Annotated in this window: 19 protein-coding genes and 1 other RNA gene; 7 read left to right on the plus strand and 13 right to left on the minus strand. The window is 38.6% G+C overall.

Annotated elements, in window-relative coordinates; genetic code table 11:
- Positions 1–154: 154 nt before the first annotated feature.
- Positions 155–2,755 (minus strand): ATP-dependent chaperone ClpB, encoded by a 2,601-nt coding sequence (gene clpB, locus D2V08_RS11065; RefSeq protein ID WP_119608385.1) that lies wholly within the window; start codon positions 2,753–2,755, stop codon positions 155–157.
- A gap of 142 nt (positions 2,756–2,897) precedes the next feature.
- Here clpB and ytxJ point away from each other — a divergent pair, with 142 nt between their 5' ends.
- Positions 2,898–3,287, plus strand: coding sequence for a bacillithiol system redox-active protein YtxJ (gene ytxJ, locus D2V08_RS11070; RefSeq protein ID WP_119608218.1), 390 nt, complete (start codon positions 2,898–2,900; stop codon positions 3,285–3,287).
- A 79-nt stretch (positions 3,288–3,366) separates the two neighbouring features.
- Here ytxJ and D2V08_RS11075 read toward each other — a convergent pair whose 3' ends face one another.
- On the minus strand, positions 3,367–4,551 hold the full coding sequence (locus D2V08_RS11075) for a hypothetical protein (protein WP_119608386.1): 1,185 nt from the start codon (positions 4,549–4,551) through the stop codon (positions 3,367–3,369).
- 249 nt (positions 4,552–4,800) lie between these two features.
- Here D2V08_RS11075 and glyA point away from each other — a divergent pair, with 249 nt between their 5' ends.
- Positions 4,801–6,075 carry a serine hydroxymethyltransferase gene (gene glyA, locus D2V08_RS11080; RefSeq protein WP_119608219.1) on the plus strand — a complete coding sequence of 425 codons (1,275 nt, stop codon included), beginning with the start codon at positions 4,801–4,803 and terminating at the stop codon, positions 6,073–6,075.
- Between the two features lie 17 nt (positions 6,076–6,092).
- Here the strand turns inward: glyA and D2V08_RS11085 are convergent, their stop codons facing one another.
- The 8 genes from D2V08_RS11085 to D2V08_RS11110 form a co-directional block, all read right to left on the minus strand.
- Entirely contained in the window at positions 6,093–6,755 is a 663-nt protein-coding gene (locus D2V08_RS11085; protein WP_119608220.1) for a hypothetical protein, read from the minus strand.
- A 179-nt stretch (positions 6,756–6,934) separates the two neighbouring features.
- On the minus strand, positions 6,935–7,603 hold the full coding sequence (locus tag D2V08_RS11090; RefSeq protein WP_119608221.1) for a response regulator: 669 nt from the start codon (positions 7,601–7,603) through the stop codon (positions 6,935–6,937).
- 29 nt (positions 7,604–7,632) lie between these two features.
- On the minus strand, positions 7,633–9,717 hold the full coding sequence (locus D2V08_RS11095) for a tetratricopeptide repeat-containing sensor histidine kinase (protein ID WP_147374096.1): 2,085 nt from the start codon (positions 9,715–9,717) through the stop codon (positions 7,633–7,635).
- Positions 9,718–9,804: 87 nt separating this feature from the next.
- The gene (locus tag D2V08_RS17345) at positions 9,805–9,981 is read right to left on the minus strand and encodes a hypothetical protein (RefSeq protein WP_182835525.1); all 177 of its coding nucleotides are present in this window, start codon (positions 9,979–9,981) and stop codon (positions 9,805–9,807) included.
- 70 nt (positions 9,982–10,051) lie between these two features.
- A complete protein-coding gene (locus D2V08_RS17350; protein ID WP_182835526.1) occupies positions 10,052–10,219 on the minus strand; it encodes a hypothetical protein in 168 nt (55 codons plus the stop codon).
- A gap of 139 nt (positions 10,220–10,358) precedes the next feature.
- Complete coding sequence (locus D2V08_RS11100) at positions 10,359–11,093, minus strand: LytR/AlgR family response regulator transcription factor (protein WP_119608223.1); 735 nt, start codon at positions 11,091–11,093, stop codon at positions 10,359–10,361.
- A 464-nt stretch (positions 11,094–11,557) separates the two neighbouring features.
- Entirely contained in the window at positions 11,558–11,947 is a 390-nt protein-coding gene (locus tag D2V08_RS11105; protein ID WP_119608224.1) for an acyl-CoA thioesterase, read from the minus strand.
- Positions 11,947–12,990 carry a glutaminyl-peptide cyclotransferase gene (locus tag D2V08_RS11110; protein WP_119608225.1) on the minus strand — a complete coding sequence of 348 codons (1,044 nt, stop codon included), beginning with the start codon at positions 12,988–12,990 and terminating at the stop codon, positions 11,947–11,949. Before D2V08_RS11110 ends, D2V08_RS11105 begins: the two co-directional genes overlap by 1 nt.
- Positions 12,991–13,088: 98 nt before the next feature.
- On the opposite strand from D2V08_RS11110, the gene ffs reads away from it, so the two are divergent.
- From ffs to fsa, 3 genes are all read left to right on the plus strand, one after another.
- Positions 13,089–13,187: signal recognition particle sRNA small type (gene ffs, locus D2V08_RS11115), an RNA gene on the plus strand.
- A gap of 24 nt (positions 13,188–13,211) precedes the next feature.
- The gene (locus D2V08_RS11120; RefSeq protein WP_119608387.1) at positions 13,212–14,021 is read left to right on the plus strand and encodes an SDR family oxidoreductase; all 810 of its coding nucleotides are present in this window, start codon (positions 13,212–13,214) and stop codon (positions 14,019–14,021) included.
- A gap of 38 nt (positions 14,022–14,059) precedes the next feature.
- Positions 14,060–14,716, plus strand: a complete 657-nt coding sequence (gene fsa / locus D2V08_RS11125; RefSeq protein WP_100818495.1) for a fructose-6-phosphate aldolase — start codon at positions 14,060–14,062, stop codon at positions 14,714–14,716.
- Between the two features lie 58 nt (positions 14,717–14,774).
- On the opposite strand, the gene D2V08_RS11130 is transcribed toward fsa, so the two are convergent.
- Positions 14,775–16,163: a TlpA family protein disulfide reductase gene (locus tag D2V08_RS11130; RefSeq protein ID WP_245980570.1), complete on the minus strand. Its 1,389-nt coding sequence runs from the start codon at positions 16,161–16,163 to the stop codon at positions 14,775–14,777.
- 172 nt (positions 16,164–16,335) lie between these two features.
- On the opposite strand from D2V08_RS11130, the gene D2V08_RS11135 reads away from it, so the two are divergent.
- Complete coding sequence (locus D2V08_RS11135) at positions 16,336–17,964, plus strand: ABC-F family ATP-binding cassette domain-containing protein (protein ID WP_119608227.1); 1,629 nt, start codon at positions 16,336–16,338, stop codon at positions 17,962–17,964.
- Here the strand turns inward: D2V08_RS11135 and D2V08_RS11140 are convergent.
- A complete protein-coding gene (locus D2V08_RS11140; RefSeq protein ID WP_182835532.1) occupies positions 17,961–18,680 on the minus strand; it encodes a hypothetical protein in 720 nt (239 codons plus the stop codon). The genes D2V08_RS11135 and D2V08_RS11140 overlap by 4 nt on opposite strands.
- A 212-nt stretch (positions 18,681–18,892) precedes the next feature.
- Between D2V08_RS11140 and D2V08_RS11145 the strand changes: the two genes are divergently transcribed.
- A complete protein-coding gene (locus D2V08_RS11145; protein WP_119608228.1) occupies positions 18,893–19,426 on the plus strand; it encodes a fasciclin domain-containing protein in 534 nt (177 codons plus the stop codon).
- Here the strand turns inward: D2V08_RS11145 and pheT are convergent, their stop codons facing one another.
- On the minus strand, positions 19,427–21,838 hold the full coding sequence (pheT, locus tag D2V08_RS11150) for a phenylalanine--tRNA ligase subunit beta (protein WP_119608229.1): 2,412 nt from the start codon (positions 21,836–21,838) through the stop codon (positions 19,427–19,429).
- Between the last annotated feature and the right edge of the window lie 31 nt (positions 21,839–21,869).

Consider the following 21,869-nt stretch of genomic DNA (forward strand, 5'->3'; position numbering starts at 1 on the left):
AGTTTGGTTTTGAAGCTAAAATAAGGATTTAAATATAATAGGCATTCATTGTTGCGAATTTCTAAGGATATGGTTTAAGATTGTGAAAGAAATAAAAAACCTCTCCCAAAAAGTTATGGGAGAGGTTTTCCTGACTGAAATTTATTTTGACAACCTATTCTACCAATTCATCTTGATTTCTGAACACTAATTCATCATGAAAGGAATCCAAGAGTACAATACTGTCGGAAGTAATTCTTCCTGATAGTAACTCTTTCGACAAGTTGTTCAAAACCTCTTTTTGAATCAATCTTTTTACTGGTCTTGCACCATATTGTGGGTCGTACCCTTTTGCTGCTAGATAGGCAATTGCCTCCTCGGTCGCATCTAAGGTGATGTTCTGTTTGGACAACATTTTTTTCAAGTTGTCCAATTGAAGCCCTACGATATCCTTAATGTCCGATTTACTCAACGGAGTGAACATGATAATATCATCTATCCGGTTTAAAAACTCAGGCCTAATCGTTTTGCGTAGCAATCCCAATACCTCTACTCGAGCTGCTTCGGACGCACTTTCCACATCTATGGCATCTTCAAACTTCTCTTGGATGATATGGCTACCCATGTTACTGGTCATGATAATGATGGAGTTCTTGAAATCCGCCAAGCGACCTTTGTTGTCTGTCAATCTACCTTCATCCAACACTTGCAAAAGAATGTTGAAGGTGTCTGGGTGTGCTTTTTCAATTTCATCCAATAATATCACGGAATAGGGTTTCCTTCTCACAGCTTCGGTCAATTGTCCGCCTTCATCATAACCCACATATCCTGGAGGTGCACCTACCAATCGGCTCACAGAGTGACGTTCTTGGTATTCACTCATATCAATCCGTGTGATGGCATTTTCATCATCGAATAGATAGGCGGCCAAAGTTTTGGCCAACTCGGTTTTACCAACCCCTGTAGTTCCTAGGAACAAGAATGAACCAATAGGTTTTTTTGCATCCTGTAATCCGGCGCGACTTCTTCTAATGGCATCCGATACCGCCACGATAGCCTCATCTTGACCTACGACACGTTTATGTAGTACATCTTCCAGTTTCAATAGCTTTTCCCTTTCGCTCTGGAGCATCTTATTTACAGGAATACCGGTCCATTTGGCAACAACCTCGGCAATATCCTCATAGGTCACTTCTTCTTTGATTAGAGTGCCTGCGGATTGTTGTTCCGCTAGTTCATCCTGAAGTTCTTCCAGTTTCTCCTGTGCTTCCTTGATTTTGCCGTAACGCAATTCGGCTACTTTTCCGTAATCACCATTTCGCTCTGCACGTTCTGCTTCAAGCTTGTAGTTTTCAATATCCTCTTTTGTCTTTTGAATATTGTCCACAACAGTCTTTTCGCTTTCCCATTTGGCAAATATTTCGTTTCGTTCTTCCTTAAGGTTGGCCAAATCCAAGTTCAAGGTTTTTAATTTGGCCTTGTCATTTTCCCTTTTAATGGCCTCTATCTCAATTTCCAGCTGCATTATTTTTCTGTCCATTACATCCAACTCTTCGGGTTTGGAGTTGATTTCCATACGAAGTTTGGAAGCGGCCTCGTCCATTAGGTCGATGGCCTTGTCGGGCAAAAACCTATTGGTAATGTAACGTTGTGAAAGCTCCACGGCGCCGATTACTGCCTCATCTTTGATGCGTACTTTATGGTGTGCCTCATATTTTTCCTTGATACCCCTAAGGATAGAAATGGCGCTTTCGGTATCGGGTTCATCCACAATAACTTTTTGGAACCTACGCTCCAGAGCCTTGTCTTTTTCAAAATATTTTTGGTATTCGTCCAAGGTTGTGGCACCAATTGCTCTAAGTTCACCTCTAGCCAATGCAGGTTTTAAGATATTGGCCGCATCCATTGCTCCTTGTCCACCCCCGGCTCCAACCAAGGTGTGGATTTCATCAATAAAAAGTACAATGTCACCATCGGATGAGGTAACCTCTTTGATAACGGACTTTAGGCGTTCTTCAAACTCGCCTTTGTATTTTGCGCCAGCGATCAACGCTCCCATATCCAAAGAATAAATCACTTTATCCCTAAGGTTTTCTGGGATGTCACCTTGCACAATTCTGTGGGCCAAACCTTCGGCAATGGCTGTTTTACCAACCCCGGGCTCACCTACCAACATAGGATTGTTTTTGGTACGTCTCGAAAGAATCTGTAAAATCCTTCGAATTTCTTCATCCCGACCGATTACAGGGTCCAATTTGCCACTATCGGCCAATTCGTTTAGGTTTTTGGCGTATTTGTTCAAAGCATTATAGATGTCTTCAGCACTTTGGGAAGTTACCTTACCACCTTTGCGAAGTTCTTGTATAGCTGCTTTCAGGTCTTTTTCTGTTACTCCTTGATCCTTGAGAATCTGTGCAATCTTACTTTTGGATTTAAAAATTGCAAGCAATAGATGCTCTACGGAAACGTATTCGTCATCCATGTTTTTGGCAACAATACCGGCTTCGTTCAAGGTTTTTCCAGCTTCTCTGGAAAGCATAATATCCCCACCCGAAACTTTGGAAAAGCTTTGGAGTTCCTTGTCCAAAATTTGATCTAGAAGCGTTGTGTTGACGTTTAATTTCTTTAAAATGAACGGCAAAACATTTTCATCCACTTCTGCAATGGCTTTGAACAGGTGTTCGTTTTCAATTTGTTGATGCCCCAATTCTTGGGCCATTTGTTGAGCCCTTTGAACGGCTTCCTGCGATTTTATGGTAAAATTATTAAAGTTCATAGTCTTCGTTTTTCTGTAATAAGTCAACAACCTTACCATTGCACATACACCGTCAAAATGTCTGATAAATCCAGTAAATACAGGACATTTAGTCAGTTGTAAGCTTTTTGCTCACTTACGACTTATCCCATAAATTTGCAATATGGGAATATTTGACAGTGTCTTCGGAAAGAATGAAAAAACCGTTAAGAAAAAGAATGGATTGCCTTGGATTCAATTGGAATCCATTAACCAGTTGGAAGCAATTGCTGAAAACTCAAAAAACAAAACACAAGTTATATACAAGCACTCCAGTACTTGCGGAATTAGTAGGATGGTATTGGGCATGTTTACGGATAGGTATGATACAGATTTAAACATTGACCTGTATTTTCTGACGATTCAGAACCATAGAGATGTGTCCAACGCAATAGAAGATAAATTTGCAGTTCGGCACGAATCACCGCAATTGTTGGTCGTTAAAAATGAGGCAGTAGTTTTTCACACTTCTCATGGCGCCATTGCGGACACCGATTTTACAAAGTATCTGTAAGAGAATTGAAGAATTTTATGTCAGTTCGAGCACAGTCGAGAATTTAAAGCATCTCGACTGTACTCGTGTGACACTATTTTTAATTGAACTGATATTGGGAGACAATGCTCTTAAGACGTGCCTTGAGGTCTTCTCCTGCATCGTACACCATTTGTTCATTGGAAGGAAAGGCGACTTCCCTAGCATTTAAGTATAACATTAAATCATCTTCCAGTGCTCTTTTATCACCTTGGTAATTAGCGAAAATGTGTTCAAATATAAATTCACTCGATAGGGGATAGGAGTTGATTTCCTGTCCATTTCTCAAGTCAGTGAAACTAATTTTAGCGCCAATTTGTGCACTTTTAGTCTGGGTAAATTGGAACAATTTACAAGTAACCGTTCTCATCTTATCCACTTTTATTTTGTTGCCCAAGCTATCTTTTACAACATTTCCATCATTATCCAACAGATATTGCCATCCATCTTTAATTTGCCTTTCCTTTATTACTTGGGTCTCATTAATACGTTCTGGTGATACATTGATTTCCATAAAATCAAGATTCATCGCGTAATCGTATTTAACGTTTTTCAATGGATTGGTATGGTATTGCAACCAGAAGTTATCAATGCCAAAGGCATTAAAATCCAACAACTCAGTTTCCAAGCGCTCTGGGATTATTTGTTGTGTTTGGTTTGCGATATCAACTCTTACAAACTCCAATCCCTTGTTATAGGCTTCATCCATTTTTGCCACAGTTTCCCTGTAGCCCGGATTTATTTCCTGTAAATACTTTAAATCTTCGTAGGCATTTCTATAATCCGCTTTGTACTTAGCAGAAGCCAGTAAATTCAAAGCATTTTGGTACAAGTGCTCGGAAAGATCGTCCTTGGTGTTCAATATTTTGTTATCGTAGTTCACAAAATTGAACTTGGCCGTTCTGCCTTCTTCATTGATGTACAAAGGCAACAATGGTCTAATGCGCTGTTGAATCTGCTTTAGATGCAAGTATTTATTATAAATGGTTTCCAAGTTGGCTGGATTTCCATCGTTCTGTAGAAAGGAAATTTCTTGTTGCTCTCTTGCAGTATTCTTTGCAAATGCTTCTTCCAGCAAAATAATGTATTCTTGATGCCCTTTTTTGGTCTTGTTGTCGGCCAAGTTTTTAATGGCCTTGTTCATTGCTGCCGAATAATTCCCTGTGTTCAGGGCTTCTTGAGTTTTCTTTACACCACTACAGGCGCTAAACACTATAATTGCGGTTAAGAGTATAATTTTTTTCATACTGGTCAACTTTATTGGTTGTGATTGGGAATTCAATAGCTGTGCCAAAAATCCTCAAACTATAAACGCAAAAGGATGAACGGTAGTATATTTTGGATAAAAAGCTTAAAAATAGTAGCCTCTGGGGTTTATTTCCTTTTTTTAAAATTGTTAATTGCCGTTTGATAAAATTACGCTCCAATTATTTTTTTATGAATGAAAATCCCCTTTCAATTCGTAATTTTAGCCCCTTAATTAAACAAAGGGCAAATGCAACGAGACCATAAGATTTTTGAACTGATAGCGCAAGAGAAAGACAGACAGTTGGAAGGTATTGAATTGATAGCTTCTGAAAACTTTGTAAGTCCACAGGTAATGGAAGCGGCAGGCTCCGTACTTACAAACAAATATGCAGAAGGGTATCCAGGAAAACGTTATTATGGTGGTTGCGAAGTGGTTGACCAAGTGGAGCAGTTGGCCATTGACCGCGCCAAGGAATTATTTGGTGCTGTTTACGCCAACGTTCAGCCACACTCAGGCTCACAGGCCAATGCATCGGTTTACCATGCTTGCCTAAACCCTGGCGATACTATTTTAGGTTTCGATTTGTCCCATGGTGGTCACTTGACCCATGGTTCGCCGGTTAACTTCTCCGGAAAATTATACAACCCTGTTTTCTACGGAGTGGATGAAGAAACAGGAATGCTGAATTATGATAAAATCCAGGAAGTCGCTGATAAGGAAAAGCCCAAATTGATTATTGCCGGTGCATCTGCCTATTCCAGAGATATTGATTTTAAACGTTTCAGGGAAATCGCGGATAGTGTTGGAGCCTTGTTGTTGGCCGATATTTCGCATCCTGCTGGTTTGATAGCCAAAGGAATTTTAAACGACCCAATCCCACATTGCCATATTGTTACCACTACAACCCATAAAACATTGCGCGGACCTCGCGGTGGTCTTATTTTGATGGGTGAAAACTTCGAAAATCCATTTGGTATTAAGCTGAAGAACGGAAATTTAAGAAAAATGTCAGGTCTGTTGGATTTGGCAGTATTCCCAGGTAATCAAGGAGGACCGTTGGAGCATATTATCGCTGCCAAAGCCATTGCTTTTGGAGAAGCTCTTTCCGATGAGTTCTTGCATTATATGGTACAGGTAAAGAAAAATGCCGCTGCCATGGCCAAAGCCTTTATGGACAAAGAGTACAAAGTAATTTCTGGTGGCACGGACAATCATATGATGTTGATTGACCTTAGAAACAAGGATATTTCAGGCAAGGAAGCCGAACAAGTTTTGGTTAAGGCGGATATTACTGCCAATAAAAATATGGTTCCTTTTGATGATAAATCACCGTTTATTACTTCGGGAATTCGTTTTGGAACATCGGCAATTACAACAAGAGGTCTCAAAGAAGCCGATATGGAAACCATTGTTAGTTTTATTGATGAGATCATCACTGATGCCGAGAACGATAAAAAAGTCGCTGAAATAAAACAAAAGGTCAACGATTTAATGAAATCGCGACCTTTGTTCAGTGCTTAGTATTTGCTTGTGGAATTTTATTCAAAGAGGAAAATGCTCTCATCATATAATTTCTTTTTGTGAAGAGAGTAAATCAAAGCTTCATGCTCCTGTCTTTTGTCAAAATATAGGCCCCAGTAGTCGAAATATCCACATTTGGTGTTCATTTCAGATGTATTTGAGGGAACGGAAGTATCTTCAAAAACAGGAACAAAAATTTCATGGGGCATTTCAGTCAGTCCTTTGGTAAAATAAATAAAATGCTTACCGATTGCGGTTAGAATTTTACTTGCTTGTTCGGCGATACCGTTCTTGTATAATTTGGCTATAATAATTGAGGTGTCCTTAAAATGTAGTGAGAGTTCCAAAATGTCAGTGGGATACGAACTTTTTTTATTAAGGGTTTCCAGAGCTTTCTTCAAAGATTTTGAGATGTTGGAACGACTTTCTTCTGCAAAATTATAATTACCCCAATCACCATTGTTGAAATGGCGAATGCATTCCCCAATTCCAAAATTGTGGTAAAGATCTATTACCAAACCTGTCCTGTTGTTTTGAGAATCGTGCTTGAATTGGACCTTGGCAGTGGCAAAAAAGTATTTTTCAAGGACAAGGAGAAAGTCATCAAGTCCATCTGTAGCCTCGTAGGTTTTTGGACCGTTGTTTTTGTGATTACTATTAGGTTTATTTGATGATGACATGTGGTGTTGATTGAATTTTAATATTCCTTCAACATAAAATTAGGATGAATCTTTCGCACTGGATTAAAGATTATCCTTAAAAATTCTGGGGTTTTTCCCTTGTTTGTAAGATTTTTATGGGTTTTTGGCTTTAAACCAACCACAAAATGTCTAACGAGATGAGTTTTTGGCTTTCAGGCTTAAATAAACCCTCTATTTTTTGCAGCCAAAATAAGGGCTAAATCATTTTCATTTTCCGTCCCAAACAATGTTTTCAAATGTCTTTTTCGATTTTCAATGGAGGAGGGGGAAAGCCTAATAAATTTTTCTAGGTCCTTGTTCTTTGTACCCTTGGAAAGATGGTAAAGTATCTGTTTGTCCTTTTCGTCTATTTCAATGTCATTGGCCATCTTTTTCCTGATGGCGCCCAGCGCTTTGGAAGAATAATAGGGAGGGTCGAGCATTATAGTCTTTACCGCATCTTCCAATGTTTTGGGGTCAATATCAGTTTTAACCAAATATCCATCTGGGTCAACAGATTTTAGAATGCTGTTAATCCTAAAATTATCACTGAAGGATGACATGAAAACAATTTTACTTTCAGGGACAATCTTACGGGCCAAAATTCCCAAGTCCTCACCTGTGTAGGGCTGGTCTTCATTAGGAGCAAACAATTGAACATCCAGAAATAATATGTCGTATTTAAAAGTATTTACAGAATCCTCAATAAGTTTTTTACCGGTGTGATAGGAGGTAGCGGTATCTACTATAATATTGTATCCATCAAACTCAATGCCCTCGAGTATAAACTTGTACCCGAGCATTGTCATTTCATGATCGTCTATTGCTAGTATTCTCAGTGTTTTCATGGTAGGTTTCCTTCTTAAATTTGGGGGATTTATACGTTTATTGCTTCTGTTTTGTCCGAAATTTCAAATTCAACGTATTTGGCCGGAATCATAACCTTTATAGTGGTTCCTTTTTCGGGTTTACTGTCGATATCCAAAACTCCTTTAATCTTTTTGACTCTTGAAATAATGTTTCTAAGGCCAATTCCTTTCTTTTTTCTTTTGGGGTCAAAACCAACACCATCATCTGTAATGGTAAGCTTTAGATTATCGTCCATGGATTGAAAGGAAATGGACACGTTTTTACTTTTTGCGTGTTTAACACAATTTTTCAGGGATTCTTGAACTATCCTGTAAGCATTTATTTTGATGTCTCCCAGTAAACTGTCCCAATGTACCTTCTTGTCGTAAACGAAGGAACATGAAATACCGGATGATTTTTGTATGCCATCAATCATGTCTTCTAGCGACACGATAAAATTATGAAATTTTTCGTACGAAGCGTGATTCAATTCATGGGAAATTGTACGTATTTCCTCTTCTAGTTCCCGTAGTTTCTCAATAAGGGCGGCCCGTTGTTCAATTGATGCCTGATCTTCGCGATTGTTCAAACCGCTTAATATTAGTCGTATGCCTAGCATTTCGCCCAAAATACCGTCGTGCAGCTCTTCAGAAATACGTTTCTGCTCCAATTGTTTCCCCTCCTCAAACTTTCCTTGTTGGGAAAGCATTAAATTATAGATTTCTTGGTTGCTTTCCTGCTGTTTTTGTCTAAACTTAAGTTGGTTGTTGCTTACATAAAGGGAAACAATGGCCATAAACCCAATTCCAAAAATGATAAGGAGCATTGCGGCATATACCCATACCTGCTTTTCCTTTGCCAAGATTTGATTTTCTTCGATAATATCGTCCGTCTCCATACGGATTCGGGCAAATTTATCTCTTTTGGTACGTTCTTCCTCACTTATGGCCTCGTCCAGTAGGTAGTATTCTTCAAAATAGGATTGTGAATTAACGGGGTCTAGCCTATTCAATAATCTTAAAGCATCCAAGGAACGGTCGTTGTTGTAGGTTTCCTTGGCAATAGCATATGCTTCTTTGGCTTCATCTATTGCTTCTTCGGTATTTCCTTTTGCAGCTGATAGTTCAGCATTATAATAATGCAGTCGAGCCCTATCGTATTTATCACCAGATTCGACATTGAACATAAATGCTTCGTGAAGGAGCTCATTGGCCTTTTCTGTGTCGTTGTCCGCTTTTAGGATGGAATAAGACAGGCTACCCAATGCTTTTTCATAGGTTTCTGGCTTTTCCTCTTTTAAATTTGGGCTGGAAAGTAGTTGTTGATAAACTTGCTTAGCCCTACCAAAATTTTCGGTGTTCAAGTAAACACTGGCAATATTATTTTGGTTTTGCAGGATTAAATCGACTTTGTTATTTCTTGTAGATTTATCCAAATACTCTCGCGCTTTTTCGTAAGATTTTAGCGCTTTGTCGCTATCACCTATACCATTTGCTAACATTCCAAGGGCCGAATAACTATTATAAAGCCTGTAATTATCTTCTAGCTCATCAAATATTTTAATAGCTGTTGTAGCACTGATTTCCCCTCCCAAATAGTCTTTATAGGAATCTTGTAGTCGTGCCATATTATAATACATTCGGGCTCTTAGCGATTTTGATGTGGAATCTGCCGGTAATTGCTCAAAACTTTTCAACGCTTTTTTATAATGGTAAAAGGAACTGTCCGTAACCCCATGGGAATTGAAAAAGGACGCTAAATCCCAATGTGAATATCCTAGAACGGTATTTTCGTTCAAGTTTTGCGACATTTTCAACAATAATGTATTGGTTCTCCTAAACTCCAAGGAATCTTCTAATTTTTTATAGGCAAGTGAAATTTCTGAAAGTTGTTTTAACTGAACTGTATCCTGCGATAATTCAGTAGTCAGTTTTTCGGCATCTGTTAAGTATGCTTTTTTGTCTTGTAACGGCAGCTCCTTGGCTGTTTTGGCAATATTCACCAATTCTTTTATGGAATCTACCTTAGGATTGGAAATAGGTTCTTTTTGAGGGGTCTGCCTTTCACATCCCCAAAAAACAATTAGCAAAATTATGTAGGTTCTGTTTTTCAAGTTGAATATGTTATTTAACAAATCCAAGGTAACAAAAAAGCCCCAAATCGTTTAAGGTTTGGGGCTGTAATCAAAATATATGTTTAATTATAGTTGACGTTCATCGTTCAAACTATTTGCTAAACGCCTTCGACTTTTATTTTCGATTCCAATACGTACTTGATGGATTAAAATATTCTTTTTGGAAATAGTGGATAACCTTTCTTCTTTTTTTTTGATATAATGATTCTCAGCTGCTTTTTCATCATTTATGTTCAGAAACATAAAACATAAAATGATTAGGTAAAAAGCTATCTTTAGCGTTGTTTTCATTAATCCAAAGGAAAGTAGATTGTTATGAATCACGGTCATCAGGGTCTAAATCCTCCCCATCAGTAGCATTCTGATCTATTTGTAATTGTTGGAACATTGCTTCTGTTTCCTGTACATCGGTTTCGGTTTCACAAGAGTAGAATCCAACCGTTAATAGAGCCAGTGCCAAAATGCTAAATACTTTTTTCATAATGTTTGTTTTTAGGTATAAATATTAGGTATATACCCGCTAAAGTATGTGGCATTTTAGGTAGTAAAGGTATTTATAGCAAGGGAGTAGCATATGTGGGTAATCTGCTAGAATTTTACTACAATCTGCAAGAATTTTGCTAATTAAGGGCTTTTGTTGCTGTTTTGGAGAGGGTTTCCTTTAAGCTATCAATTTTGTCCTTATAGGTTTTGGAAAAGGGAAGTTCTTCCTCTTTTCCGCAGTTTAAACTGCAAATGGATTTACCATAATTGATGCGGGAGACATAGATACTATTGAGTATATAGCTCTGATGTACGCGTATAAAATTCTTTGGAAGCTTTTTCTCAAAAGATTTTAAGGTTTTAAAAGCACTAATGACACTGCCATCCTTCATGTAGAAATCCGTGGTGTTGTTGTCAGATTTTAGGTAAAGGATGTTCATGGTATCCAAATACCTATAATCTTTATATGATTTTAGGCATATCGTGGAAAGAGTACCTTGCTTTGGATGTACTTTTCTTAGACGTAGTATGGTTTTTCGGATATCAAACTCGTTGTGAGGCAAAATCCAATAATCAAAAAATCCACTTTTGATGGCATTGTACGCGTATTTTTTTGATTTTGCATAACCTATTATAATAGGAAGAGTTTGCATGTATTGGTTCAGTTCCGTTACCATTTGGAAGTAATCCATACCATCTACACCAAGATTGATTAGTACAAGGTCGGGATTGTATTTTAAGATGGAATTAAGTCCGTTGGAAGCATTGGTATCTACCCCGGCACAAACCAAATCTTCGTATTCCTCCAAATAAAGCTGTAACTGAAGCTTTGAAGAGGCATCTGAGTCTATAATGTTGTAGGTGTATTCCATGTGCAAAATGCTGATTGCAAGTTACTAACGCATGCAAAAAACTCGTTGCAGTTTTCCCTTAAAAAAACTAGGGGTTTTATACTAATACGAGCTATTTTCCTACAGTTTTCCATAAAAAATCGTTAAAATGGAATTAACTGTAATGAGTCCCATCATTTTTCAGTCCAAAGGAATGTCATATTTCACCTTTAAAAATGGACTCTTTTTAGGGAGCTGAATTTTGGAAAATTTGGAATGTGGATTTGGTAAAGATTGCGCTTAGCTGGTTCAACAAATAGGTTTAGTTTATGTTTGGTTCACTACTATATTACAATTTGTTGTATGGCCATCAAAATTTTGAATGAGGGTATTTCAAAATTTGGCCTATAAATTCGATGAAATACATTGGTTTGCTACTGAAAACAAGATAAATAGTTGATTAAACCTCAATTTTCTATTATAATCAAAACCTTGATAAGGGTTGTTTATAGAAAAAGGGCTTGTATTTCTGCGGGCACCCTTTTGGGACGAAAGGTTGTAGCATCCAACAGGCACCACTCGGTAACAGATTTGACCAAAAGCTCATCGGTTTCTTTGTTTTTGATTTCTACCACCCGGGTAGAAATGGGTCCTTTATTACTTTTAATATAGGTGTTTATTAGAATGGTATTTCCCAATACAGCAGATTTGTGGTAGGTGATATTATGGTTCCGAACCACCCAAATCATAGATTTTTTAATGTCTTCGGAGGTAACATGTGTCCAATGCTTTTTAGATATATCCTGAATCCATTCTACATATCTAATATTATTTACATGGTTTAGGTCATCCAAATCATCGGGGGCAACATCAAAAACTTCCGAGTAGGTTTTCATTAGTCCTTTTTTAGGATTTTCACTTCAAAGAGTTTGTCCCAGTTTTTACCGGTGACAAAAAAGGTTTCTCTTTCTGGATGATAGGCTACTCCATTAAGCACAGAATTGCTCTCGTCCCATTCAGTACCTTTTTTTATTTTGCTTTTTAATCCCCCAAAGTTGATGACCCCCTCAATTGCCCCCGAAGTTGCATCAATGATCATCATACTTTCTTTTTGGTATACGTTGGCATAGATTTTTCCCCTCACATATTCCAATTCATTCGCATTATTAAAGATGGATTTGTTCGTGGCGATTTCAATATGACCTTGCTCTTCCAAAGTCTCTGGATTTAGGAACCATATTTTTTCGGTACCATCACTCTTGAATATTTTTTCACCGTCATTGCAGAGCCCCCAGCCTTCTCGGCTTTCACCATAGGTAAAGTTTTTGATTTTTTCCAAATTGGAAATATTATAAACATAGCCCATATCGCTTTGCCAGGTAAGCTGATAGAGTTTATCGTTCATAATAGTGATGCCTTCACCGAACACAGAATCGTCCATGGCAATTTGTTGAAGGACTTCACCGGTCTCAAAATTCACCTTTCGTACCGTTGAAGCGCCCCGCTTTCCGGTGCTCTCATAAAGTATCCCACCGTGGAACTCCAATCCTTGTGTGTAAGAACCCGTATCGTGCGGATAACTGTTAATAATCTCGTAGGTGTACACTTCTGGCGCAGAAGCAGCCAAAACACGTACTTTTTTCTCAATTTCCACAGCTTGGTCTTCAATATTGAACTTGGCCACCAAGGTTTTGTTTCCCAACGTGGGCACATCCATGGTAATTTTTCCATTTTCCACGGGCAATTCCTTTCCATCCAAATAATAATGAAGGTCCGAAATTTCAATGTCTTTTTTGTTTTTCAGTGCTACACCTACTTGTTGGTTTTGTTGTATGGCTTTGTTTTCCAATTGAATGGAAAAATGCTTGGCTGGGTCGGCACTTCCCCCGCAGCCCAAAAAGAAGAGCAATGCCCCGGTTATAGAAAAAAGTTTGCCCATTGTTCTTATTGCTTGTATCATAAATTGTTAATCCTAAAACACCGAAATTAAGAATGAATTGGGATTGCCACAAATTTAAAAGGTCGTATATTTGCAGTCGGCAAGTCCTACACGACCAGCTCCTGCAGAATCCCCCAGGGCGGGAACGCAGCAAGGGTATGTGGTCGTAGCGGTGCGATGTAGGTAGCTTGCCTTTTTTTGTACCCAAAAATCAGATGATCATGGATAAAAAAATTGTACTGATCACAGGTGGTTCTTCAGGTATTGGTAAATCCATCGGAACGTATTTGACCACAAAAGGATTTACCGTCTACGGTACTACAAGAAACCCAAAAAACTATCTCGATTTCGACAACTTTGAACTTGTTCAATTGGATGTAAAGGATGTAGAAAGTATTCAGAATGCTGTATCTCAAGTAATTGCCCAAGAGGGAAGATTGGATGTGTTGATCAACAACGCTGGAGTTGGAATTACCGGCCCGATTGAGGAAACACCACACGAAGAAATCCTCCATGTGTTCGATACCAATTTCCATGGCCCCATACATGTAATGAAGGCGGTTTTGCCCCAAATGCGGAAGCAGGGCGGGGGAGCCATAATCAATGTTACGTCCATTGCAGGGTATATGGGATTGCCATACCGCGGTTTTTATTCGGCCACTAAAGGTGCTTTGGGGCTCATTACCGAGGCCTTGCGTATGGAAACCAAGGATTTTGGCATTACCATAACCAATGTAGCCCCGGGAGATTTTGCCACCAACATAGCTTCGGGAAGGTATCATTCGCCTGTAATAGAAGGTTCTGCGTACAAAGAAAAGTATGCTCAGACCTTAAGAGCCATTAATGATGATGTGGATAGTGGGGGTGATCCTATTCAAGTTGCGGAGGCCGTTCATAAAATCATCAACCAGAAAAAACCAAAAGTGCATAACCCAGTGGGAGCATTTTTACAAAAGTTTTCCCTTAGGTTAAAGAAGGTTTTACCCGACAAAGTCTACGAAAAATTACTCCTCAACCATTATAAGTTGTAATTTTACACTTCTTACGAACCAATTATAAATACTTAGAAATGAAGTTTTTTATTGATACTGCCAATCTTGACCAAATTAAGGAAGCCCAAGAATTGGGAGTGTTGGATGGTGTGACCACCAACCCTTCACTAATGGCTAAAGAAGGCATTACCGGAAAGGATAATATCTTAAAACACTATGTGGACATCTGTAACATTGTTGATGGAGATGTGTCTGCAGAAGTTGTAGCTACTGATTTTGCAGGAATGGTTAAAGAAGGTGAGGAGTTGGCCGAACTGCATGATCAAATCGTAGTTAAAGTCCCTATGATTAAGGATGGTGTAAAAGCATTGAAATATTTCTCGGATAAGGGTATCCGTACCAACTGTACTTTGGTGTTCTCGCCTGGGCAGGCACTTTTGGCAGCAAAGGCTGGTGCTACCTATGTTTCCCCTTTCTTGGGAAGATTGGACGATATTTCCACTGATGGTCTTAACCTTATCGCGGAAATCCGTTTGATTTATGACAACTACGGATTTGAAACAGAAATATTGGCTGCATCCATTCGCCACACCATGCACGTAATTGATTGTGCCAAGCTTGGTGCCGATGTGATGACAGGTCCTTTGTCTTCCATTGATGGACTTTTGAAACACCCATTAACGGACATTGGTCTTGCTAAATTCTTGGAGGATTATAAAAAAGGAAATTCTTAAAGAGAAAGAATAGATATAATTATAAAAAGGCCCTGAATGAAAATTCGGGGCTTTTTATTTATAAGGATGTGTAAAGATTGGCAAAACCATCAACTACGATGGTGTCTTTTGCGATAACACACTTGTTGAGCCCATCAATGATCATGGCCATTTGTAGCTCTTTAAAGTTTTCTCCGAAAAACTGCTTGTTCTTGTCCAATTTGTACTCATTCATTAGTTGCTTCCATTGCGTAAAATTGGTCCTCAAATTGATACCTACAAAGTTGTAGTGTGGATATCTTTCTTCTAGTGAGGTAATGTGTTTGTTAACGTTGATAAAATGTCTCTTTTGATCAGCAGTCCAAAAATAAAACACGGTATTTTTTTTGTTATTGGCAAGTTCTTTTAAAGAAACCTCTTCATCAGCAAAATTCTTTACTGCAATATTAGGAACTGTGGTATTTGGCTGTAGGTTTTTTATGCCGCTATATAAAAGGTCGATCTCCTCTTGGTGCTCCTTGCTAGTGGATAGTGATTTAAACTTATCAATAAAAACAGAAGCCTCTTCACTTGGGTTATGTTCCCTTAGTAAATAATCCATGGCTACGTTTCTAAAAAGTATGTCCCTAAGCTCTGTTTGTTTCACTATACTGTCCACAAGAGCGAGTTTATGCTTGTTAAAATGCAATCGGTCAGTTACCGGTTTCTTATCGTTGGAGCAATTTTCCAAACAGGTCATATAAGACATGTTCCCAAAGTGCCACTTCATGAAATCGAAGTATGGCCTAAAATAAGTTAGATCTTTATTGTCAAGGTCTATGTTTTTACGATAACCATAAAAATCCTCTCCAAGTTTATGAATGGTTTCTTCGCCTGTTTGCTTCTTGTGATAAAACGGATATTTTTCTTTATTGATGTATGTGTTGTAATCTATAGAAGCTTCCGCCATGGCCAATGCCCTAGGTGAAAAGACATTGTCCATTGCCAGTTCTTCAAGGTTTTCAACTTTTAGAGCGTGTAAAGAGTCTATTTTCTTTCCAAAATCTTCAGGAGGAAGTTCGTAATAGTCATCAATAATGGCCTCTTCTTTTTCATTCGCCAAGAAAACCTCCATTAAAAAATTATTGATTTCACTTCCTTTTCCCGAATAAACCAAAGATTCATCAAATTCAACTGTATTCAGGCGCACCAATAGGCTATCACCTTGGCTCAAGTATACATATTGAAGTTCAGGAGTGTGATCAAAGTGATAAAGACCATCTTGAATATCATCAAGTTGAAAAGAAAAACGGTTTTTATCGTTAAGTTGTACAGAGTCAACATAAGAATCATTGTGGTAAAGCACCACATAATCGCTAGTCGGATTTACAATTTCACCACCAAAAAAAACTGAAGAACCGTTTTCTGAAGAATCAGAGCACGATACAAGAGTTGACAATAAGGTGAGGCCGAGTAAAAATCTTACCATATAAAGGGAACGATTCATTTGTCTACCAAAAATAAGCAACCCCTAAAGCTAAACTTGTTAAGGTGTAGTTAAATGTTGTTAAACGGTGTTTTTACATCGTTTAAATATGAGCTATTAAATTAGAATTACGAATCGTATTTAGCTATTTTTGCAAAAAAATAAACATAGTTGCATGTTATCAGTATCGAATTTATCCGTACAGTTTGGCAAAAGAGTTTTGTTCGATGAGGTTAACGTAACCTTTGCTCAAGGGAATTGTTACGGCATCATTGGCGCCAATGGCGCTGGTAAATCTACGTTTCTTAAAATATTATCTGGACAGATTGATCCTACTTCGGGCCATGTACATTTGGAGCCAGGGAAAAGAATGTCCATTTTGGAACAGAACCATAATGCTTACGATGAGTATCCTGTTTTGGAAACCGTTGTGATGGGGAACAAGCCTTTGTTTGAAATAAAAAAGGAGATTGATGCCCTGTATGCCGACTATACTGATGAAAATGCTGAGAAAATAGGTGAACTACAGGTGAAATTCGAAGAAATGAACGGTTGGAATGCAGATAGTGATGCTGCAGCGATGTTGTCCAATCTTGGAATTACAGAAGACCTTCACTATACCAATATGGCGGATTTGGATTCCAAACTAAAGGTTCGGGTACTTTTGGCCCAAGCCTTGTTCGGTAGCCCCGATGTATTGATTATGGATGAGCCTACCAACGATTTGGATTACGATACCATCAACTGGTTGGAAAATTTCTTGGCCAACTACGATAATACGGTAATTGTGGTTTCTCACGATAGGCACTTTTTGGATGCCGTTTGTACCACTATTGCAGATATCGACTTTGGAAAAATCAACTTATTTTCTGGAAACTATACATTTTGGTACGAGAGCAGCCAATTGGCTGCCCGTCAAAGGGCCCAGCAGAACAAAAAGGCCGAAGAAAAGGCCAAAGAACTTAATGAATTTATCCAACGATTTAGCGCGAACGTTGCAAAAAGCAAGCAGGCCACTTCCCGTAAAAAGATGTTGGACAAATTAAAAATCGAGGATATAAAACCTTCAAGTAGAAGATATCCGGCGATTATTTTTGACCGGGAGCGCGAAGCTGGGGATCAAATTTTGAATGTTGAAAAACTGTCAGCAACTTCGGAAGATGGTGATTTGTTGTTCAAGGATGTGAATATCAACTTGGCCAAAGGTGATAAAGTGGCCATCCTTTCGAAAGACTCTCGAGCCACAACCGCTTTTTACGATATTATTGCCGATAAAGTTAAACCCGATAGCGGCAAGTTTCAATGGGGAGTAACCACCACACAATCTTATTTGCCTGCGGATAATTCGGAATTTTTTAAAGACGACATTAATCTAGTGGATTGGTTGCGTCAATGGGCCAAAACTGAAGAGGAAAGAGAAGAGGTTTACATTAGAGGTTTCTTGGGAAAAATGCTTTTTAGTGGCGAAGAAGCTCTTAAAAAATGTACCGTGCTTTCCGGAGGAGAAAAAGTACGTTGTATGCTCAGTCGTATGATGATGCTCCGAGCCAATGTTTTAATGTTGGATGAACCTACCAACCACTTGGATTTGGAAAGTATTACGGCTTTCAATAATTCATTGAAAAACTTTAAGGGTACCATTCTACTAACTACACACGATCATGAATTTGTGAACACAGTCGCAAATAGAATTATCGAATTAACGCCTAACGGTGCCATTGATCGTTACTTGAGCTTTGATGAATATATGTCCGATAAGTCCATTAAAGAGCAGCGCGAAAAAATGTACGCGGTAACTGCTTAAGCGTTAAAGTATTTGCTTTTCCAGATGGCCGGGTTAAAGTTTTTGCCCAGTGCAAATCCGTAGAAAATCACTATGGATGCAATGCATTTGAACATAAAAAAGTAGATGATCCAAAACTCTGCCGTGGTGTTCTTTTTGGAGAACAAGCCTTCAGGAACCATTAGTGTTACAAAGTAACTGATCAAAAGTACCAGAAGAACTAGGTTCACAATATTTTTAAAGGGCCAGGCAAACGCTTTTCGCAACGGGTGCAGGTCGTTGCCCCATTTGTGGATTAAATAGTAATAATCGTTTCCGATAGGGGCAAAGAGCAAGGGGTCGTCCTTATCTTCCAACTTAAATAGTTTTGAAGGAGCCATAATCTTAAAACCTTTAAGTTCCGTATCGTGGGCAGTTTCTAAATGTTTGATTTTGAAAATAGCTTCCTGAGGAATTTCACCTTTAAAGTAAGAGCTGTTTAAAAAGCGCAAGCGATAATCAATACAGATTTCTTTTATTTGGTCAATATGAAAGATTTTGTCCGTTTCCAGCAGATCAAATTCAAAATTATTTTTCCGAGCATTGTTTTTTGAACCTAGCGTATCGGTAATTTTCGTTTCCTTTAACGAATCTTCACTCAAAATTTGCTGAACTTCAACTAAAATTTGCTCGCTATCACTACTCTTATTTCTAATGTTTTGAAGTTTGTGTTCAATGTTTGTTCCTTTCAAAATCATGCTATTTTTTAGTAATCTTCTCAAATTTAAGGATTTGAATTTTCGATACTGACATTTGTCATAAAAACACAATGTTAAGTTTGTGTTAAATAGATTCTCATGATGTAAAAAACGAGAGCGTGTCAGCAAAAAAGATGTATCTTATCGACGTTTTTGGTAGTTAATCGTGTAATCAAAATAAAAAAGAACAAGCCTAAAACTTGCCTAGCCTCATGAACACCCCCGCAACCAAATTTTTACTAGGCCTTTGTATGGCTTTTTCCATTTGTTCTACTGCCCAAAATACTTCCGATAATTCATTGTCATATCCGGTCGATAAATTGGACAACCATCAAATTTTATTAAGTGCGGTAAATGCAACTGAATTGGGTGCTTTGCTTGAAAAATCTGGGCCTTTTACCATTTTTGCCCCCTCTGATGCTGCTTTTGCCAAGTTTTCGAACAATAAAATAAATGAGTTGATCAATGCCAAGGACAAGAGTGCCCTAAAATCCTTATTGTCCTATCATATTGTGGCGGGCCAATTAACAGCCTCCAGAATATTGCGAGCGATGTCCAGAGGTAATGGAACGGCGAGTTTTACAACCGTTCAAGGGAAGAAATTACAAGCTCACTTAGATGGTTACGATATCGTACTTACCGACCCTGTAGGTAATACAGCAAGAATCACAACTGCAGACCTTAACTTGGAAAATAATGGTGTGGTTCACGAAATAGACAGTGTTATTTTACCTGCCCAAATGTAATTAGCGAAGTTCCGCTCCCAATTCCTTCTGATACTGTGACAATAATTTGCCCATTATCTTGTCGATTTGCTTATCGGTCAGCGTTTTCTTTTCATCCATTAATGTAAAGCTGACCGCATAGGATTTTTTGCCTTCCGGAAGGTTTTCACCCGTATACACATCGAACAAGTTGACCTTTTTGAGTAACTTTTTCTCTGTCTTCCAAGCAATGTCATACACTTTTTGGAACGAAACAGAATCATCCAATAACAATGCAAAATCTCTGGTAACCTCTGGGAATTTTGGGATTTCTTGAAAAACCATATTCTTGGTGCTAACAGAAGCCAAAATGGTATCCCAGTCCAAATCGGCATAAAACACCTCTTGTTTGATGTCAAAACGCTTTAAAGCAGCTTTGCTGACCAAACCTAGCGATACAAGGACCTTATTGTTCTTTGTATAGGAAATTCCTTCGGCATAATCCGAATCCGATAATGGATTTGTGTCGATGTCCCGGAGACCCAAACGTTCAAAAACGTTTTCCACAATTCCTTTCAGATAGAAAAACTCAGATTTTTTGGAGGCAACTGCCCAGCTATTTTGCGTTCGGTTCCCAGATATTAAAATCGCCAAATGCTGCTTTTCCTGATGTTGGCCATCCACTGTGTGGTAGGTTTTGCCAAATTCGAAGAGCTTCAGGTCTGTTTTTTGCCTATTGTGGTTGTAGCTTACGGTCTGTAACCCAGAATGAAGCATGGAAGTCCGTAGCACCGATAAATCGGAACTTAATGGATTCAGCATTTCAACAGCGCTTTCATCACCAGACGTAATATCCGATGAAACCAAGCTGTTGGTCATAATTTCATAGAAACCTTTGGAGGCCAACATACTTCCGACCACATCTTGGATTCTGTAGTTCTCAAACCTCGATGTTTTGGCAATGGATGCGTTCAATTTTTCTTTGAAATCAATATTGTTATAGCCGAACACTCGTAAAATCTCCTCAATAACGTCAACCTCTCTGGTAACATCCACTCGATAAGTAGGAATGGTAAGTCCTAAACCTGATTCTGTAACGTTATTGATTTTAATTTCCAAGGAGGAAAGAATGGATTTAATGGTATCCCTTGGAATTTCCTGACCAATCAATGAATTGATTTTGTTGAATGTCAAGAATACTTGTCTCTCCTGTGGCTTTTTAGGGAACAAATCGGCAATCTCGGATGTAATATACCCTCCTGCAATCTCCCTGATCAATAGTGCTGCCCTTTTAAGGGCATATTTTGTCAAATTAATATCGATACCCCTTTCAAACCTAAAAGAAGCGTCGGTATTCAATCCATGTCTTTTGGCCGTCTTTCTTATAGAAACTGGGTCAAAATAGGCACTTTCTAAAAATATGGAAGTTGTATGTTCCGTAACACCGGAATGAAGACCACCAAAAACCCCTGCAATACACATGGGTTTTTCTTCGTCACAAATCATAAGGTCATCTTCGTGCAACTCTCGCTCCACCTCGTCCAAAGTTGTAAATTTGGTTCCGGCGGATAAAGTTTTTACCTCAACCTTGTTACCTTTTATTTTGGATGCATCAAAAGCATGCAAGGGCTGACCCAATTCGTGAAGTACATAATTGGTAACATCTACAATATTGTTTATCGGGGCCAAACCAATGGCTTTCAATCTGTTTTTTAACCAATCTGGAGAATCTTGAACCACTAGATTGCTGATGGTGACGCCACAATATCTTGGAGCAAGGTCGCTTTCTAGAACTTCAATGTCAACTTTCAACGAGCGATTGTCAATGGAAAAATTACTGGTAGAAGGAGTGACAAGTTCTTTTTGAATTTCTTTTTGTTCCAAACCAGCTTTTAGGTCACGTGCCACACCAAAATGGCTCATGGCATCAGCACGGTTAGGGGTAAGGCCTATTTCAAAGACTTCATCATTTTCTATTTCGAATACTTGGGAACAGGGGGTTCCTGGCACCAGTTCTTCATTCAATACCATAATTCCGGCATGGCTTTCACCAACGCCAATTTCATCCTCGGCACAGATCATACCTTGACTGGCCTCTCCACGAATTTTCCCCTTCTTTATTACCCAGGCTTCTCCTTCTTTGGTGTAAAGAGTAGTTCCAATAGTGGCTACCGGTACTTTTTGTCCTGCGGCTACATTAGGTGCCCCACATACAATTTGCAGTGGTGCTTCCTGTCCAACATCAACAGTGGTTAATTTAAGTCTATCGGCATTTTGATGTTTTTCACAAGTGAGCACATGTCCAACCACGATACCCTTTAATCCGCCCTTAACTGATTCAAATTGTGATATACCCTCAACTTCCAGACCTAAATCCGTTAAAAGTTTGCCTGTTTTTTGAGCGTCCCAATCAATTTGCACAAATTGCTTCAACCAGTTGTAAGAAATCTTCATACCCCATTTTTAGAGGGGACAAATATATAAC

The organism is Flagellimonas lutimaris (assembly GCF_003581615.1).
Taxonomy (GTDB): Bacteria; Bacteroidota; Bacteroidia; order Flavobacteriales; family Flavobacteriaceae; genus Flagellimonas; species Flagellimonas lutimaris.

Coding starts and splice junctions, on each gene's coding strand:
- D2V08_RS17350 (WP_182835526.1), bottom strand. CDS start 10,219: ATGAAAAAAGTATTTAGCATTTTGGCACTGGCTCTATTAACGGTTGGA.
- D2V08_RS17345 (WP_182835525.1), bottom strand. CDS start 9,981: ATGTTTCTGAACATAAATGATGAAAAAGCAGCTGAGAATCATTATATC.
- glyA (WP_119608219.1), top strand. CDS start 4,801: ATGCAACGAGACCATAAGATTTTTGAACTGATAGCGCAAGAGAAAGAC.
- D2V08_RS11085 (WP_119608220.1), bottom strand. CDS start 6,755: ATGTCATCATCAAATAAACCTAATAGTAATCACAAAAACAACGGTCCA.
- D2V08_RS11130 (WP_245980570.1), bottom strand. CDS start 16,163: ATGGTAAGATTTTTACTCGGCCTCACCTTATTGTCAACTCTTGTATCG.
- D2V08_RS11140 (WP_182835532.1), bottom strand. CDS start 18,680: ATGATTTTGAAAGGAACAAACATTGAACACAAACTTCAAAACATTAGA.
- D2V08_RS11120 (WP_119608387.1), top strand. CDS start 13,212: ATGGATAAAAAAATTGTACTGATCACAGGTGGTTCTTCAGGTATTGGT.
- D2V08_RS11100 (WP_119608223.1), bottom strand. CDS start 11,093: ATGGAATACACCTACAACATTATAGACTCAGATGCCTCTTCAAAGCTT.
- D2V08_RS11145 (WP_119608228.1), top strand. CDS start 18,893: ATGAACACCCCCGCAACCAAATTTTTACTAGGCCTTTGTATGGCTTTT.
- ytxJ (WP_119608218.1), top strand. CDS start 2,898: ATGGGAATATTTGACAGTGTCTTCGGAAAGAATGAAAAAACCGTTAAG.
- D2V08_RS11135 (WP_119608227.1), top strand. CDS start 16,336: ATGTTATCAGTATCGAATTTATCCGTACAGTTTGGCAAAAGAGTTTTG.
- pheT (WP_119608229.1), bottom strand. CDS start 21,838: ATGAAGATTTCTTACAACTGGTTGAAGCAATTTGTGCAAATTGATTGG.
- D2V08_RS11090 (WP_119608221.1), bottom strand. CDS start 7,603: ATGAAAACACTGAGAATACTAGCAATAGACGATCATGAAATGACAATG.
- D2V08_RS11075 (WP_119608386.1), bottom strand. CDS start 4,551: ATGAAAAAAATTATACTCTTAACCGCAATTATAGTGTTTAGCGCCTGT.
- clpB (WP_119608385.1), bottom strand. CDS start 2,755: ATGAACTTTAATAATTTTACCATAAAATCGCAGGAAGCCGTTCAAAGG.
- fsa (WP_100818495.1), top strand. CDS start 14,060: ATGAAGTTTTTTATTGATACTGCCAATCTTGACCAAATTAAGGAAGCC.
- D2V08_RS11105 (WP_119608224.1), bottom strand. CDS start 11,947: ATGAAAACCTACTCGGAAGTTTTTGATGTTGCCCCCGATGATTTGGAT.
- D2V08_RS11110 (WP_119608225.1), bottom strand. CDS start 12,990: ATGGGCAAACTTTTTTCTATAACCGGGGCATTGCTCTTCTTTTTGGGC.